Here is a 16908-nt window from a genome sequence, read left to right on the forward strand (position 1 = left end):
TTCTTTCGGAATTAGTTAAAATTTTTATACTTTTCGATAGTAGAACGAAAAAATCCAGCCTTTTATGACTGGATTTGCTTCTCAATTCGATTAATTTTCAAGTCTTGCATTGCTTGTTTCTCAGCAATAAACTCCACATCATATCTAAAACTGTCTATTTTACCTGCCATGCTCTCCAACAGTGCTCGAATGTCTTGAGGTTGGCTTTCTTCTAAGCGTATAACAGCCTGTTTGATTTCCGTTACTTCCTGTTTAATTTCTGTTACTTCCTGTTTGATTTCCGTTACTTCCTCATTGATTTTCTTCACTTCTTGATGAAGAGAATCTTGCCCTTTTTCCAAGCCTTCCAATTTCAACAGGATAAGATTTAATTTAGCATCCATCTCCACCACTAAGCACCTCACTTTGTTCCATTATATCATGGCAGATCATTCATGTTTAATGAAATAAAGCGTGCAAAACTGTTTCCAGTTCACACGCCATTTGTTTTGCCATCTAGCTGACATATTGATCAAGCAAAATTAGGAGAGAAGCTTACTTTGATGGTTTCTGTCACTGTCGCTTCACGCGTCTTTTCTTCTGGAACATATCGTTCCACATCCGCTCCGAGAGCAAGCAGCTTTTCCGTAAAGTTCACGTAACCGCGATCAATGTGATGCAGAGCGGATACTTCGGTTACACCTTCGGATACCAGCCCAGCCAGTACCAATGCAGCACCTGCACGCAGGTCTGTTGCCGCTACCCTGCTGCCGGTCAGTTTGGAGCCGCCTTCTACAATCGCACTGCGACCCTCAATTTTAATATTAGCATTCATGCGGCGGAATTCTTCCACATGCATGAAACGATTCTCAAAGACAGTTTCTGTCACAATGCTAGTGCCCTCAGAAATAAGCAACAGTGACATCATTTGCGATTGCATGTCTGTCGGGAAACCGGGATAAGGCAACGTTTTTAAATCGACAGCTTTGAGCGCACCGGTGCGGCGAACGCGAATGCCGTTTTCCTGCTCGTCCACTTCTACGCCCATTTCGCGCAGCTTGGCCGTAACAGACTTGAGGTGATCGCAAATAGCGCCTTCTACAAAAACATCTCCACCCGTAATGGCCGCAGCCACCATGAACGTACCTGCTTCAATCCGGTCTGGAATAACACAATGTGTGCAGCCAGTCATTTTTTCCACGCCTTCAATACGGATCGACCCCGTACCAGCACCGCGGATTTTTGCCCCCATCCGGTTCAGGAAGTTGGCCAAATCTACAATCTCCGGCTCTTCAGCCGCATTTTCGATCACAGTAGTACCCTCTGCCAAAGCAGCTGCCATCATGATGTTTTCCGTTGCGCCTACACTAGCGACATCGAGGTAGATTTTCGCACCTTTCAATCGGCCTTCTACGCTTGCTTCAATAAACCCTTGTCCGATCTCGATCTTGGCTCCCATGGCCTCAAACCCTTTGAGATGCTGGTCGATCGGGCGCGTACCAATGGCACAACCACCTGGAAGAGCGACACGAGCCGTTCCTTTTCTGGCCAAAAGCGGTCCCATCACGAGGAAGGACGCACGCATTTTGCGGACCAGTTCATAGGAAGCTTCCACGCTAGTAAGCTGGGAAGCGTTAATTGTCAGCACTTCGTGATCATATGTAAGGGAGATTCCCATCGTTTTCAAAAGGTCGCAAATCGTCCTGACATCGTCGAGAGCAGGCACGTCCGAAATGACGCATGTCCCTTCTTCGGCCAAGATAGATGCTGCAATAATAGGGAGTACGGCATTTTTGGCGCCAGAGACTTTTACATTCCCCGTCAATGCCTTACCACCGCGGACAATAATTTTATCCAATGTGTACCCCTCCGCGTGCTAATATTCCGCTGTGATGATTGGTGTTCCTACGGTGATCCATGTTCCAGCATCGCTGCTATCCCGATGAGTTGCCACCTGAAGGTTCATCTTTTGCCCGTTTAACATCAGTGACGGTTCCCACATACGCGAGTACCCGGAAATACTGACAACCGTCTCATCTTGCAAACGTTCGAGTTCTTTTGCCTGGAGGGCCTGAAAAATCGACAAAATCCTACCCTCCTGTTGGTCAACACCCATCTTAACATTGTACATTCCGCGAATACAAGTGCTAATTTGCGGAATAAAGTTGGCTTTGCTTAGGGCATTCGCGAACGTTTCCTGTATCTGTTCAATATATAGTAGGGATTGACGACTTCCTGACATCTGAAGCACTAGATATGTGTCAAAAGAACCGTTTTTGGGAACCCCTGTCACCTCATAGCGCACGTGGACGCCGTCTTGCGTGTAAGCAGTATGATACACGAGGATATTGTTTTTCCGCGAGAATTCGGTATGGGAAAAAGGAATCTCTAGTTGTTCTGCCCATTTTTTCGCCAACTCTTTGAATTCCTCAGGACGATGGACCTGCCCCAGAGCAGTACGGGCACGCACCTGAATCGTTATTCCCAAGGCACCAGAGTCCTCCAAAGCGCCTATCAGCTGGGCAGCTACTGGTTTTGCTTCTGTCGCCTGCGCAGGCATCCAGCATACTACACCCATGACAAACAATAGAGCTAGTGCTAACCAACCAAACCATTTCCCCATAAATACCCTCTCCCCAGGTTCACGTACATCTCTTTGTACTTCTCATTTTGCACATGAAACTGGGTGTATATACCAGCAACTTCTGGTGAAGTTTGGGCAATTAGAGGATGGTCAATCAGGAGAAGAGATTTCCGAAGGCCACTGACCAGCCTAAGTAATCCAGGAAAAAGCGGGAAACCTCATAGCCAATCACAATCGAAAGCAAAATCTGCAATAGCTTGGCCTGTGCGCCATTTGGCCTCTTTAGGATTTTCTCAAAGCGGAAAGATTGAAGGGCCCAAAAGGCCAGTCCAATAAACACAATGGAAAGAATGATACTCAAAAAGCCGTACATTTCTTGCGGCACGCTCGCTTCCTCCTCATACATAAAACACGAACTCGTTCTAGAAACCTTGAACAGAAAAAGGGACAGCCCTGAAAAATGGGCTATCCCTTCTATAATACATGAAGTGTGAATCAGTTACGAGTCTCATTGAAAGTTGGGAGGAAGCATGTTCCCAAAGTCAAACGCCGGATTGAAGTGAACCTGTACATAATCCGTGACCAGTCCCGGAAATGCGCCGAAGAACACGGTCAAGACAGCCATCACGAGAACAAACACCCAGATGCCTTTTGGCACAGCCATAGACGCTTCACTGGTCCCAGGACGCATGTACATTTGTCGAATAATCCCGAAATAGTAGTAGTAGGAAATGACGCTGGTGATGATCATGATCGCACCCAGCCAATAGTTCTCCTGCGCCAATGCACCCATGAACAGATAGAATTTCCCGAAGAAGCCTGCTGTGACCGGGATACCTGCCAGAGAGAGCAAGAAGATGCTCATCGCGACGGCCATGATGGGGGAACGATGATATAAACCGGCAAACCCTTTCAAATCCTCTGTCTGCTGCTCCTGCGATACGACCATGATGACTGCAAAAGCCCCGAAGCTAACTAGCAGGTAAGCAAACAGATAGAAAATCACTTCACTGAAAAAGAGGGTGGTCGGTGGGACAAACGGCACTAACAAGTAGCCGGCCTGGGCTATCCCCGAGTAGGCCATCATGCGCTTGACGTTGGTCTGTCTGAGCGCCATCGTATTCCCGATGATCATCGAGGCTGCTGCCATCAGGCCGAGATACAGACTGCCTTCCTGGAAGAAGAATCGACCTGCGCCATCTGTCACATTCAAGAACGAGATCATCAGCACACGGAATAGCAGCGAAAACCCTGCGGCTTTGGATACGACTGCGAGAAATGCAGTCACAGGTGTAGGTGCACCTTGGTATACATCCGGAGTCCACATATGGAACGGAGCCGCGGAAATTTTGAACGCCAAGCCGACGGCCAGAAAAGCAAAGGCCATATAGACGAGGAACTGATATCCTGCCATACCGGCTTCTGCCAGGCGCATGGAAATCTCATAAATATGAGTCGTTCCCGTCAAACCGTATACATACGACATCCCAAACAAAGTGATCGCGGTAGCAATTCCACCCGAGACGACATACTTGAATGCCGATTCATTCGATTGTAACGACTTTTTGCGCAAGCCGACGAGCACGTACGAAGACAAGGACAAAAGCTCCAAACCTACAAACAGCGTGATCAAATCAGCCGAAGAGGCCATGACCATGGCTCCCAGAAGACCTGTCAGCAAGAGGTAGTAATACTCCCCTGAATGCTGGACCTCTCCCCTCTTTAAATAGGAAAGGGAAATCAGAATGGCAAATGCCGTACCGCCGAGGAAAAGCAGCTTGAAGGCATTGCCATAGTCATCAATGCGGATCATGTCCGCCATGTAGCTGTATGGCTTGTCGAGAGTGTTTACGTTCACGAAAACAAACACGGCTGCAAGAATCACACCTACGAGAGAAAGCCAGCCGATCACTTGCTTGCCGAGCCGCTTTCCTGCAAACAGGTCCAACAGTGACAACAGCGTGGCAAAACCGAGAATGATGAATTCGGGCAGAAGGTAGCTCCAGTCATATGAGAAGATATCTTTAACGTCCATGGATTACCCTCCTATTCCCGTGACAATGGGTACGATCGTTTTCAGTGCCTGCTGCATCGGATTGCCGAGCACAGCCGGGTACACACCGATCAAGATGATGAATCCCAAAAGGACCACCATTGGAATGACTTCCATCGGCTGAGCATCTGCCAGACCTGTAAAGCGGCTAGGCGCCTGGCCAAATGTCGTTCGCAAGATAGCCCTCAATAGATAGACGGCTGTCAGCACAATTCCGATTGCCCCAACTGCTGCCAGTACCGGCAATCGCCCGAACAAGCCCAGGAAGGCAAAGAACTCACTGATAAATCCAGACATTCCCGGCAGTCCCAGGGATGCCATACCTCCTGCCAAGAAGACGCCGCTGACAAATGGCATCGACTTTGCCAAACCACCCAGATCGTCGATCATAGAAGTCTGTGTCCGATCCCAGATGACGCCGATCAAGAAGAATAGCAACGCCGAGATAAATCCGTGCGATACGACCTGGAACATCGCGCCTTGAAACCCGATGGTATTCATCGAGGCAAAACCGAGAAGCACGATCCCCATATGGCTGATACTGGAGTAGGCCATCACCATTTTCAAATCCTTTTGTACAAAAGCAAGAACGGCTCCGTACAAGATGTTGATGATCCCCAAAACAGCCATCCAGGTAGAAAACTCATAGGCATGCTCAGGGAAAAAGCCGATTCCCATCCGCAATAGACCGTACGCACCCATTTTCAGCAAGATTCCGGAGTGGATCATAACGATGGAAGGTGGCGCCTGCACGTGCACTTTCAGCATCCACGTATGGAACGGAAATACGGGCAGCTTGATCGCAAATGCAATGAACAGGGCTAGAAACAATCCGAAACGAAAAGCCGGTGTAAGGGCGGCAGAAATCGGATGCTCCGGTGTCGTCAGAATGGCACTAATTTGGTCAATATTTAAGGTGCGCATCACGACAAAGATCACAATGAAAGCCAAAAGCATGATCCCCGAACCAATTCCGTTGTACAAAAGAAACTTGTTCGCCGCGTGTTCCCTCTCCCCGTAGCCCCAAATGCCAATGAGGAAATAGGTCGGCACCAGCGTCAATTCAAAGAAAATGAAGAACAGGAACAGGTTGTCTGCGGCAAAGACGCCCAGCATCCCGATCAGCAGCAGATGAAACAAAATGAAATACTCTTTCAGACGCTTTTTGATATGCCAGGAAGCGACTGCTGCGAGCGTCGCGATAATGGCTGTCAACAGGATCAACGGCATCGATATCCCATCTACACCGAGCTCGTAGTTGATATCAAATGTGAATACCGCACCTGTTTGGGCAAGACCGATCGGAATCGAAATCCAGTCATGCTTTTCAACAAACTGAAGGTTGGCCGTTTCGTAGTTGAACGCGCCGAACATCCACAGAGCCAGAACGAGTGGCAACAAGGTACCGAAGATGCCGATCTTTTTGATCGCGCCCACCTGGTGGCTCGGCACAAACGCGAGAACAATGATCGCCAGCAGCGGAGAAAACACCAGTGACGACAAGAGGATATTAGTGACCGAATCCAAAGAGTCCACCTCCTTGTGCCGTCAAACTAATCGCGATGATGAGCAGCAGCAATCCAAACAGGACTACGGCTCCGTAAGACTGCATCTGACCGCTTTGTACCCTGGCATGCAAGGAACCGATCCCCTGCGTAATTTTTGCCGTCAGTCCTACTAATCCATCCACGACGTATTTGTCAAAACCGTTTAAAATAAAGCCCAGCCATCCCAATGGTCGCACGATCACGTAATGATAGATCTCATCTACATAGTATTTGCGGTAGGAAAGCTGGTAGAGCCACGGCATCGCTTCCGGTACGCTATCGGACGGAATCGATTTCTTGCCGTACATCAGATATGCCAATATCACACCCAGAATCGAAATCAGCAAAGCCACGATCTGCAGCCAAGATGCAGCATGCTCTGTTCCGTCACCAAATACGCTGGTAATCGCCGCTCCGGTTCCACCAGAAAGCAGCCAGTCGGACAGCATCGGAGCGTATGGTGTATTGACGAAACCAGCCACGACCGCGAGAAGTGCCAATATCAAAAGTGGCCATGTCATCACCGCAGGAGATTCGTGCGCCTCATGACTTCCCCGCGGCTTCCCTGCAAACGTCAGGAAGAACAGGCGGAACATGTAAAAGGCTGTAAAGAAAGCAGCCAGCAGTGCGATAAACAATAAATCAAATCGGTGCGCACCATACACCGCTCCCAAGATCGCTTCTTTCGACCAGAATCCGGCGAATGGGAAAATCCCGGCAATCGCCAAACAGCCGATCAAAAAAGTCAGCGCCGTTATAGGCATTTTTTTCCACAATCCACCCATTTCAAAAACATCCTGCGTATGTACAGCATGGATGACACTACCTGCACCTAAAAAGAGCAGTGCTTTGAAAAATGCGTGAGTCATCAAATGAAAGGACCCCGCCACATAACCAGCAGCCCCAGCTACGCCGAGCGCCATCATCATGTACCCAAGCTGACTGACTGTCGAATAAGCCAGCACCCGTTTGATATCGCGTTGTGTCAGACCAATCGAGGCAGCGAATATCGCAGTAAATCCTCCCACATATGCCACTACGGTCAATGCCGTATCCGAAGCAATAAACAATGGGTAGGTCGCAGCGACTAAGTAGACACCGGCGGCTACCATCGTGGCGGCGTGGATCAGTGCCGATACAGGAGTAGGGCCTTCCATCGCATCAGGCAACCACGTATGAAGCGGAAACTGACCTGATTTCCCCATCGCCCCAACAAAAATGAGTATCGCAGCTACCGTAATCATCCACGGCTCTAAGCGCCCCAGTGCTACGCTCTCAAAGATTTGCGAGTATTCAAAGCTTCCTGTCCACCAGAACAGCAAACAAATTCCAATGAATAGACCCAGGTCACCAATACGCGTCACGATGAAGGCCTTTTTGGCAGCAGCCTTGGCTTCTCGTTTGAAGTAATAGTACCCGACCAATAGGAATGAACAGACCCCTACCAGCTCCCAGAAAATATACACCTGAAGTAGATTGGGCGAGATGACTAATCCCAGCATGGAGAAAGTAAAGAGAGCCAGGTATTGATAAAACACGGGGAAGCGTTCGTCCCCATGCATATAGCCCTTTGAATAAATCTGAACCAGCAGGCTGACGAGTGTCACAATCACGAGCATCATGGCATTTAGCTGATTCACTTCAAACCCCATGTTGATGACAATATCGCCTACATGCAGCCACTCAACTGCGAATTTGTAGTCTGCTGCCCCATCCTGAAATCTCTCCCAGAACGTGAATAGTGCTAAGGCGAATGAAACAGCCGTCAGCGCGATGCCGACCATGGCCGCTCCCTCTTTCAACTGGCGACCAAATGAGACGATCACGATGAAAGCAAGAAGCGGAAACAGAGGGATCAGCCAGGCATAGTGAAAAAGAGTATCCATCTTTGTCCTCCTTATCAGGTCTCCATCTTATCGTTTCATTTGGTCCATTTCGTCTACATTGACAGTTGCCTTGTTGCGGTACAATGCGATCAAAATGGCTAAACCTAATGCTACTTCTGCCGCCGCTACTGTCATCGTGAACAGCGTGAAAATCTGCCCTGCAACTGCCGGATACAAGCCGTACTTCGAGAATGCGACGAGGTTGATGTTCACCGCATTCAGCATCAACTCGATTGACAGCAACACGACGACGGCATTGCGCTTGGTCAGTGCCCCATACAAGCCGACACAAAACAGAATCAGTGCGACCATCAGATAGGAGGTAATGCTCACCGTCATTCGTTATCCCCCTCCTTTTTCGCCATGATGATCGCACCTATCAATGCGACCAACAGCAATACGGACAATAGTTCAAACGGTACGACGTACTTGGTGAATACCTCTATGCCGATTTCTTTTGCATTGCTCATGGTGGAGGCTACTGGTGCTGGCGGTGCCGGCCAAGGCGTATTCTGGATCCCCCAGAACAACAATCCGAATAAACCAGCAACGAACAGCAAGATAAACCGATTTTTCCATGTACGCCCGGTTCCCTCATCGCTGGCATCGTGCTTGGTCAGCATGATCCCGAATAGCATCAGGATTGAAATAGCCCCTGAATAGACGAGTACCTGGGCTACTCCAACGAACTCCGCGCCCACTAGTACAAACAAGCCGGCGATACTGATAAAGGTAATTCCGAGTGAAATCACCATGTGTACGACGCGGGTGAAGCTAATCATGAAGACTGCGCCACCAATCGTCAGAAGGGACAGGATAAAAAAGGCTACAAATTCGCCGGTCATGCTAATTCTCCTCCCTGACATTGGTATTGTTGGCGTCCAGCCATTTCAAGTTCTTGTACAATTCGTCTCTGCTGTAAGCAGCCAACTCGAAGTTATTGGTCATCACGATCGCTTCTGTCGGACATACCTCCGTACAAAGATCGCACAGGATGCAAAGCTCGAAATTAATATCGTAGGTGTCAATGATTTTCCCTTTTTTCTCCGGGTCAGGATGGGGTTTCCCTGTCAATTGAATACATTCCGTCGGACAGACACGAGCACATTGGTTGCAGACGATACATTTTTCCGGCGAAAAGTGCTGAATACCGCGGAAACGAGGCGGCATGGGAAACGGCACATCCGGGTAAAAATGGGTTACTTTTTTCTCAGTCAGCTTTTTGAATGTATACCCCAGGCCTTTGGCCAGTCCTAGCATGTGTGTCACCCCTCAGAATTTGAGAACTTGGCTGCGCCAAGCCTATGGCGTAGCCTGCGCTATAAACACGAGACGCTCCCGATTAGAACATACCATTTTGGTAAGAGACGACCACTGCTGTGAGTAGGATATTGAACAACGCCACCGGCAATAGCACTTTCCAGGCAAACGACATCAGTTGGTCGACACGCATACGTGGCATCGTGGCGCGAATCCAGAACTGGAGGAAGACGTACAGCGAAAATTTAAGAATAAACCAAACGATCCCCGGAATAAAGCCGAGTGCCGGGTGAATGGGCAACCAACCACCTAAAAAGAGAATCGTAATGAGCGTCCCCATGCCAAACATATACACGTATTCAGCCAGCATGAACATGGCAAAGCGGAAACCGGAGTATTCGACGTGGTAACCGGCTACCAGCTCGGACTCTGCTTCCGGCAGGTCAAACGGCGAGCGGTTCAGCTCTGCCTGTGCAGCAATAATAAAGACGCAAAATCCGATAAACTGCGGAACGATATTCCAGACATCCCGCTGCGCTTCGACGATTTCCCGAAGATTCATGCTGCCCGTCAATAGTACGATACCCACCACGGACATGACCAGCGGTACTTCATAGCTGATCATCTGCGCAGCGGAGCGAAGACCCCCGATCAGCGAGTACTTGTTATTTGACGCCCATCCGGCTGTGATCACGCCTAATACCGTAATCCCGGACAGAGCGATATAGTACAAGAGGCCGATTCCCAGATCAGCAAATTGAATGCTTTCTGTAAAAGGCATCACGGCCAATACAGCAAAAGCAGGTGCATACGCTAAAATTGGAGCCAAGGTAAACAAGGCTTTGTCAGCGTGCTTTGGGCGCGTATCCTCTTTCAACAAAAGCTTGGTAACATCCGCGACTGTTTGCAGCAGGCCAAGCGGACCGACTCGATTCGGCCCGATGCGCAGCTGCATCCAACCAATCACTTTTCGTTCAAAGTAAATAGCGTATGTCACAAAGCCCAGCAATACCGCAAGCATTGCGACAGCAGCCAGGATAAACCAGAACGTGGTTCCCCACGAGGGTGTTTGCTGCAGGAGTGTCCTCATTAACAGTCAACCTCCCCAAGCACGATGTCAATGCTACCCAGTATGGCGATCATGTTGGCGAGGCTTTCTCCCTCCAACAACTTGGGCAGAATTTGCAGATTGGTAAACGAAGGACGTCTAAACTTCAATCTCCAGGGCTTATCCTTGCCTTGGCTGGCAATATAGCATCCGATTTCTCCGCGCGGCGATTCGATGCGGACATACGTTTCGCCTGCTGGCGGACGGATGACGCGTGGAACTTTGCCCAGCACTTCTCCTTCACTCGGAAACTGCTCAAGAGCCTGCTCCAGAATTCGCAAGGACTGTTCAATTTCAGCCATGCGCAGATGGTAGCGTGCCATACAATCTCCCTCTGTCGCTGTCGGAACGTCGAATTCAAAGCGATCGTAAATACAGTAAGGTTCGTCCTTACGCAGGTCCCACTTCACCCCGGTCGCCCGCAGCATTACTCCCGAGAGTGAGTAATCCAAAGCCGTTTTGGTATCGAATTTGCCAATGCCGTTGATGCGGCTGATGAAAATTTCGTTGCCGGTCACGAGCTTGTGGTAATTGCTCAGCTCTTTTTTCATGTATTGGACGAATTCTTTTGCTTTATCCGTCCATCCTGGTGGGGCATCCCATTTGACTCCGCCTACACGCATGTAGTTAAACGTCATCCTTGCTCCACATAGCTCATTGAACAAATCAAGGATCATTTCTCGATCACGAAATGCGTACAGGAAGGGACCCATCGCACCAATGTCCAACAAGTACGTTCCCCACCAGACCAAATGGCTCGCAACACGGTTCAGTTCCATGGCGATTAGTCGCAAAAACTGGGCACGCTCTGGAATTTCCAGCCCCATCATTGTCTCTACTGCATGACAGAGCACATAGTTATTCGTCATCGCCGACACGTAATCCATCCGATCCGTGTACGGGATGATTTGTGTATACGTCAGGTTTTCAGCCAACTTTTCCGTACCCCGGTGCAAATAGCCCATCACAGGAATCGCTTCCCTGATGGTCTCTCCATCGATCTTTACAACTAGTCGAAAGACACCGTGTGTACTTGGATGCTGTGGCCCAACGTTCAATAGCATCTCTTCCGTGCGAATTCCCGTCTCAGAAGAGGTCTCGATTTGTGTCGTGAGGATGTTCTGGTTCATCTGCTAAACCTCCTCGTCGTATTGCACATAATCTTTGCGTAGCGGATAACCTACCCAATCATCTGGTAGCAGGATTCGACGGAAATCTCTATGTCCCGGGAAATGAATCCCTAAAAGATCGTACGTTTCCCGTTCATTCCAGTTCGCACCATGCCAAATATCCATAACCGAAGCGACACTTGACTCTTCCCGGCTTGTTTTGACTTTTACTGCTACACTTTGCCGATGTTTGTACGAATAAAAATGATAGTAGACCTCCAGGCGATCCTCATAGTCGACACCATGCAGATTGGACAAGTATTCAAATCCTAGTTGCTCGTCATCCCGCAAAAACTGGGCTACTTCATGCCACCGTTCATTTTTTATCGTCAACGTGGGGACTTCTTTCGCCAAGTCATTGATATAAGCTGCTTCGATGACTTCTTTACCAAACCCTTCTGTTATACGTGCGACATACTTATCCAGATACGGTTGGTTTTTTGAAGGTGCCTTTGGCGTATCTTCGGCGACAGTCGCATCTGACGTTTGTGCAGCTTTCGCCTTTGCTGCGGCTGCTGCTGCAGCTTTTGCTTTCGCGGCGGCCGCTGCCTTCGCTTTCGCATCGTCGCCACCCGCATCTCCAGCGTCTGCACCCGCTCCGCCTGCTTCCCGTGCTGCTTTTGCCTTCGCAGCAGCGGCTGCGGCTGCTTTCGCTTTCGCGGCTGCGGCGGCCTTTGCTTTGGCGTCTGCGTCTCCGCTCGCTCCAGCTTCGGCTCCCTGCTCAGCTGCTTCTTTTGCTTCTTTCGCAGCCTTCGCTTTGGCTAACGCCGCTGCGGCTGCAGCTTTTTTCGCCTCCGCTTTTTCTTCTGGCGTCATTTCTGTGACTGGCTTCGCCGGTGGAGGTGCTTCTGTCTGCGGTGCTTCCGCTGCAGGAGCCTCCGCTGCTTCCTTGGCTGCTTTTGCTTTCGCAATCGCTTCTGCCGCCGCTGCTTTCTTCGCTGCAGCCTTTTCCTCTGGCGTCATTTCTGTGACTGGCTTCGCCGGTGGGGCTGCTTCTGTCTGCGGTGATTCTGCTGCAGGTGCTTCTGCAGCTTCTTTGGCTGCTTTTGCTTTCGCAATCGCTTCTGCCGCCGCTGCTTTCTTCGCTGCAGCCTTTTCCTCTGGCGTCATTTCGGAGACTGGCTTCTCAGGTGGGGCTGCTTCTGTCGGTGGTGCTTCAACAGGGGCCGACTCCGATAATGCCTGCCCTTCTTGTTCTCTTAATTTTCGCAAAGCTTCGGCCTTGGCTCTGGCCTCAGCCGCCGCCTTCGCCTTTTCTTCCGGCGTTGGCTTGCGATTTTCCTCCGTCATTGACTGGTCACCTGCTTCCCAGTCTTCGCTTCATAGCGAATCTTTTCCTGTAGCTTGTTGATTCCATAGATTAATGCTGCCGGATTAGGCGGGCAACCAGGGATGTACACGTCGACAGGTACGATTTGATCTACCCCTTTTACTACGCTGTAGGAGCGCACATACGGGCCTCCCGCCGTCGCACAGGACCCCATGGCAATCACCCATTTGGGCTCAGGCATCTGATCGTACAGCCTGCGCAATAGCGGAGCCATTTTTTTGGTCACCGTACCAGCTACAATCATGACATCGGATTGCCTCGGGGAGGCACGAAAAATGACACCGAATCGGTCAAGGTCATAACGCGCTCCACCTGTTCCCATCATTTCGATTGCACAGCACGCCAGACCAAAGGTGAGTGGCCAAAGCGAATTGCTGCGAACCCATCCTTTTACCGTTTCCAGTGTCGTAAACATCACGTTGCGATTCAGTTCTTCTTGCAATTCAGGCGCAATACTCGTCAGATCTAGTTCCATTCCAGCACCTTCTTTCTCCACGCGTAAATCAATCCTACTACTAGTAAGGAGATAAAGATAACCATCTCAACCAAGGCAAACAGCCCCAGTTCTTTGTAAGCGACGGCCCATGGGTACAGAAAGAGCGTTTCTACATCAAAGATGACAAACATGAGGGCAAAGATGTAATACTTCACATTGAAGCGTACCCAACTGTCACCAACTGGAATGTTACCGCTTTCATAAGTGGTTTGTTTTTCCCGTGTCGGCTTCTTTGGACGCAGCAATGGGCCAACAAAGCTGACGGTGGCCACGGGCAACAACACACCAAGAATCAAAAAGATCGCGACAATGACATAATTGTTGGTATAGATGTCAATCAACCTGTTCCCTCCGCTTCTACAAAGGTATAAATCCGTTTCACACTGCCCTTTCGAAAAAAGCACAAACCTCCTCAAAGGGTACATCCTGCAGTATCAAGATTGAAGGCATGATTGTTGGCACTTTTTTGATACTGTTAGAAAAAAATACCTTTATCATTATATCAAATTGCCCAGAGAGTGTCTAACGAAAGCCTTCCTTATGTGCCAAAAATAGGGAAAAAACTCAGAGGGCATTCCCTGAGTTTTTTTCATCGGAATTTGATGACCAAACGAATGTTGTTTTTGGTCCATCCATCTAATTATTGAACGTTTGGAGAGAACTGTTGTCCAAGGAAATCTTCGTATACTCTCTCCCATACTACAGTAAAGGTCATGCTCTCGTCCTCTGGGATCTCCAATACGTTCTCAATCGCTTCTTCCAGATACGGAGTCAGCTTGATGAGAACCTCTGCCAGCATCGCATCATTTGTATTCAGCATTTCTTTCATGTCTGCCTTGGAAAGGTTGAACGTATTTTCATCCTTCTCGTGCAGCGTTATGATCAAACGGCTAAAGATCGGATGAACCAATGCTTCCATTTTGACGTGTGCCAGAGCAATGGTCTCAGCTTCACTCAATTGGAACAGATCCGCCGTATCCGGGAATGGATTAACAGGGACATCCCATACGTCACCCTTGTCAATTACTAGACCCCACTTTATGAAAAGCTGGATCGCCTCTTCACGGGAAGTCGGATACTCGTAATTCGAGCGGCCCAGGAACGCCTTGAATCGGTTCAACAGGTTCACATAGCCCTTGAAATCTTCCTCTGATTTGAAGCCTTCCGCTACAGGCTCGGAAAACGTGCCTTCCAGTGCCTGAATTTCATTCAGACCTTTTTCCATCTCCGCTTTTGTCTCGAATTCGGTAACCACGTAGCATATCGCTTGAAACAGAACATTCATTTCATGAGACAGCACGCTTGACCAGCCATTGGCCGTAAAGCTGCTTGGAATCACTACGCCTTCTTGGTTTTGGCGGATATCGCGAACGGTTTGCATTTGTTACACTCTCCTTATAATCCCAGTCGCCAATGCCGTTTGATCCTACTGTCATTCACTACTAGAGCTTGTTCAAAAAGAGGAAACCGCCTTTTTGAACAGTCACTAAACATATGTTTGTCGGCAGGGCATTAGGTTTATTATACACAGAAACATTAGGCAATTACCAACTGGAAATATCATGCCCGTTTAGCACATATACTCATTCATTAAGTAAAAACCGAAAAACCCCGCTGCCACATGGGCGCGGGGATATCAGCTTACACTTTACTTCGTTACGTCGAGACGTGCCATCGCACGTTGCAGCGCACGTTCTGCACGCTGGACGTCGAGTTCGGCATACTTCTCAGTTAAACGCTTTTCGGCACGGCCTTTCGCTGCCGTCGCGCGTTCAACATCGATGTCTCCCGGCAATTCAGCCGTTTCAGCAAGGATGGTCACTTTATCGCCGCGCACTTCCATGAAGCCGCCACTTACAGCCATCTTTACTTCTTTTTCGCCTTCTGTCTTAATCCGAACTGGCGCTGTTTTCAGCGGGCTGACAAGCGGCATATGGTTCGGCAAAATACCGAGGTCCCCTTGAACGCCGCGAGCAATGACCATTTCAGCCTGACCGCTGTAGACAACCCGTTCAGGAGTTACGACTTCAACTGTCATCTTACTCACTTACTCGTCTCCCCTTTCCAGGGTGTCTTACGCCATGGACTTCGCTTTTTCAACCGCTTCTTCAATAGTGCCTACATACAGGAACGCTACCTCTGGCAGATGGTCGTGTTTACCTTCAAGGATTTCCTTGAAGCTGCGAACGGTTTCTTTCAGAGGTACGTATTGACCTGGGTTACCTGTAAACTGTTCAGCAACGTGGAAGGACTGGGACAAGAAACGTTGAATACGACGAGCGCGTCCAACTACTTGCTTGTCGTCATCGCTCAACTCGTCCATACCAAGGATCGCGATGATATCTTGCAGTTCTTTGTAACGTTGCAGAATTTTTTGTACGCCGCGAGCCACATCGTAGTGCTCTTGACCAACTACATCAGGAGTCAGTGCACGGGAAGTGGATGCGAGTGGGTCTACCGCAGGGAAGATACCCAACTCAGCGATAGAACGCTCCAGGTTTGTTGTAGCGTCCAAGTGAGCAAACGTAGTAGCAGGAGCCGGGTCAGTATAGTCATCCGCTGGTACGTAGATCGCTTGAATAGATGTTACGGAACCTTTTTTCGTGGAGGTAATGCGCTCTTGCAGCTGACCCATTTCGGTAGCCAGTGTTGGCTGGTAACCTACCGCAGATGGCATACGGCCGAGGAGTGCGGAAACTTCCGAACCCGCTTGAGTAAAGCGGAAGATATTGTCGATAAACAGAAGAACGTCGCGGCCTTCTTCATCACGGAAATATTCCGCCATGGTCAGACCGGTCAGAGCTACACGAAGACGTGCACCAGGTGGTTCGTTCATTTGACCGAATACCATCGCGGTTTTCGGCAGAACGCCTGCGTCTTTCATCTCGTGATACAGGTCGTTACCTTCACGGGTACGCTCACCTACACCAGCGAATACGGAAATACCGCCGTGCTCTTGTGCGATGTTGTTGATCAGCTCTTGAATAGTAACGGTTTTACCTACCCCCGCACCACCGAACAGACCGATCTTACCACCCTTGATGTACGGAGCCAAAAGGTCAATTACTTTGATCCCTGTTTCCAGGATTTCTACAGTAGTCGCTTGGTCTACGAAATCAGGAGCTTTACGGTGAATCGGGTCACGACGATCTACCGAACCAAGGTCTTGCAGGTCGATCGGCTCTCCCAAAACGTTAAATACACGTCCAAGGGTTACTGCACCCACTGGAACGGAAATAGCTGCACCAGTATCTACTGCTTCCATACCGCGAACCAATCCATCAGTTGAGGACATCGCAACGGTACGAACCAGGTTATCGCCCAGGTGAGTAGCAACCTCAACAGTCAAGTCGATGTCGCGCTCGCCAGCGCTTTGTGCTTTATGTTGAATCTTGATCGCATTATAAATGGCAGGCAGGTGTCCACGGTCGAACTCGACGTCAACAACCGGACCCATTACCTGAACCACGCGTCCATTCGCCATCTTACTTCTTCC

The 16908-nt window shown here is 49.4% G+C and carries 18 protein-coding genes; all 18 read right to left on the minus strand.

All coding sequences use genetic code 11. The features are described 5' to 3' along the window. Window positions 1-62: 62 nt before the first annotated feature. Window positions 63-389 carry a hypothetical protein gene (locus ACIFQN_RS04305; RefSeq protein WP_429831805.1) on the minus strand — a complete coding sequence of 109 codons (327 nt, stop codon included), beginning with the start codon at window positions 387-389 and terminating at the stop codon, window positions 63-65. A 122-nt stretch (window positions 390-511) separates the two neighbouring features. Next, on the minus strand, window positions 512-1837 hold the full coding sequence (murA, locus tag ACIFQN_RS04310) for a UDP-N-acetylglucosamine 1-carboxyvinyltransferase (RefSeq protein ID WP_429831807.1): 1326 nt from the start codon (window positions 1835-1837) through the stop codon (window positions 512-514). A gap of 18 nt (window positions 1838-1855) precedes the next feature. Next, complete coding sequence (locus tag ACIFQN_RS04315; RefSeq protein ID WP_429831809.1) at window positions 1856-2602, minus strand: YwmB family TATA-box binding protein; 747 nt, start codon at window positions 2600-2602, stop codon at window positions 1856-1858. A 115-nt stretch (window positions 2603-2717) separates the two neighbouring features. Then, the gene (locus ACIFQN_RS04320; RefSeq protein WP_429831810.1) at window positions 2718-2948 is read right to left on the minus strand and encodes a DUF1146 family protein; all 231 of its coding nucleotides are present in this window, start codon (window positions 2946-2948) and stop codon (window positions 2718-2720) included. Between the two features lie 123 nt (window positions 2949-3071). Further along, complete coding sequence (gene nuoN / locus ACIFQN_RS04325; RefSeq protein WP_429831811.1) at window positions 3072-4598, minus strand: NADH-quinone oxidoreductase subunit NuoN; 1527 nt, start codon at window positions 4596-4598, stop codon at window positions 3072-3074. Window positions 4599-4601: 3 nt separating this feature from the next. Further along, a complete protein-coding gene (locus ACIFQN_RS04330; RefSeq protein WP_429831812.1) occupies window positions 4602-6143 on the minus strand; it encodes a complex I subunit 4 family protein in 1542 nt (513 codons plus the stop codon). Continuing rightward, complete coding sequence (gene nuoL, locus ACIFQN_RS04335) at window positions 6127-8049, minus strand: NADH-quinone oxidoreductase subunit L (protein ID WP_429831813.1); 1923 nt, start codon at window positions 8047-8049, stop codon at window positions 6127-6129. Before nuoL ends, ACIFQN_RS04330 begins: the two co-directional genes overlap by 17 nt. A 27-nt stretch (window positions 8050-8076) precedes the next feature. Further along, window positions 8077-8388 (minus strand): NADH-quinone oxidoreductase subunit NuoK, encoded by a 312-nt coding sequence (gene nuoK / locus ACIFQN_RS04340; RefSeq protein WP_429831814.1) that lies wholly within the window; start codon window positions 8386-8388, stop codon window positions 8077-8079. Continuing rightward, window positions 8385-8894: an NADH-quinone oxidoreductase subunit J gene (locus ACIFQN_RS04345; protein WP_429831815.1), complete on the minus strand. Its 510-nt coding sequence runs from the start codon at window positions 8892-8894 to the stop codon at window positions 8385-8387. The genes nuoK and ACIFQN_RS04345 overlap by 4 nt, the downstream gene beginning before the upstream one ends. Before the next feature lies 1 nt (window position 8895). Continuing rightward, window positions 8896-9309, minus strand: coding sequence for an NADH-quinone oxidoreductase subunit NuoI (nuoI, locus tag ACIFQN_RS04350; protein ID WP_049740883.1), 414 nt, complete (start codon window positions 9307-9309; stop codon window positions 8896-8898). 82 nt (window positions 9310-9391) lie between these two features. After that, complete coding sequence (nuoH, locus tag ACIFQN_RS04355) at window positions 9392-10399, minus strand: NADH-quinone oxidoreductase subunit NuoH (protein WP_429831816.1); 1008 nt, start codon at window positions 10397-10399, stop codon at window positions 9392-9394. Further along, a complete protein-coding gene (locus ACIFQN_RS04360; RefSeq protein ID WP_429831817.1) occupies window positions 10399-11547 on the minus strand; it encodes an NADH-quinone oxidoreductase subunit D in 1149 nt (382 codons plus the stop codon). The genes nuoH and ACIFQN_RS04360 overlap by 1 nt, the downstream gene beginning before the upstream one ends. Window positions 11548-11550: 3 nt before the next feature. Then, window positions 11551-12876, minus strand: coding sequence for an NADH-quinone oxidoreductase subunit C (locus tag ACIFQN_RS04365; protein WP_429831818.1), 1326 nt, complete (start codon window positions 12874-12876; stop codon window positions 11551-11553). Next, window positions 12873-13391 carry a NuoB/complex I 20 kDa subunit family protein gene (locus ACIFQN_RS04370; protein ID WP_049740880.1) on the minus strand — a complete coding sequence of 173 codons (519 nt, stop codon included), beginning with the start codon at window positions 13389-13391 and terminating at the stop codon, window positions 12873-12875. The genes ACIFQN_RS04365 and ACIFQN_RS04370 overlap by 4 nt, the downstream gene beginning before the upstream one ends. Further along, a complete protein-coding gene (locus ACIFQN_RS04375) occupies window positions 13382-13753 on the minus strand; it encodes an NADH-quinone oxidoreductase subunit A (RefSeq protein ID WP_429831819.1) in 372 nt (123 codons plus the stop codon). The genes ACIFQN_RS04370 and ACIFQN_RS04375 overlap by 10 nt, the downstream gene beginning before the upstream one ends. Window positions 13754-14052: 299 nt before the next feature. Then, on the minus strand, window positions 14053-14793 hold the full coding sequence (locus ACIFQN_RS04380; protein WP_429831820.1) for a DUF6042 family protein: 741 nt from the start codon (window positions 14791-14793) through the stop codon (window positions 14053-14055). 267 nt (window positions 14794-15060) lie between these two features. Further along, entirely contained in the window at window positions 15061-15459 is a 399-nt protein-coding gene (locus ACIFQN_RS04385; RefSeq protein ID WP_429831821.1) for a F0F1 ATP synthase subunit epsilon, read from the minus strand. A 27-nt stretch (window positions 15460-15486) separates the two neighbouring features. Beyond that, window positions 15487-16896 (minus strand): F0F1 ATP synthase subunit beta, encoded by a 1410-nt coding sequence (atpD, locus tag ACIFQN_RS04390; RefSeq protein ID WP_429831822.1) that lies wholly within the window; start codon window positions 16894-16896, stop codon window positions 15487-15489. Window positions 16897-16908: the final 12 nt, after the last annotated feature.

The organism is Brevibacillus sp. NRS-1366, assembly GCF_050467985.1.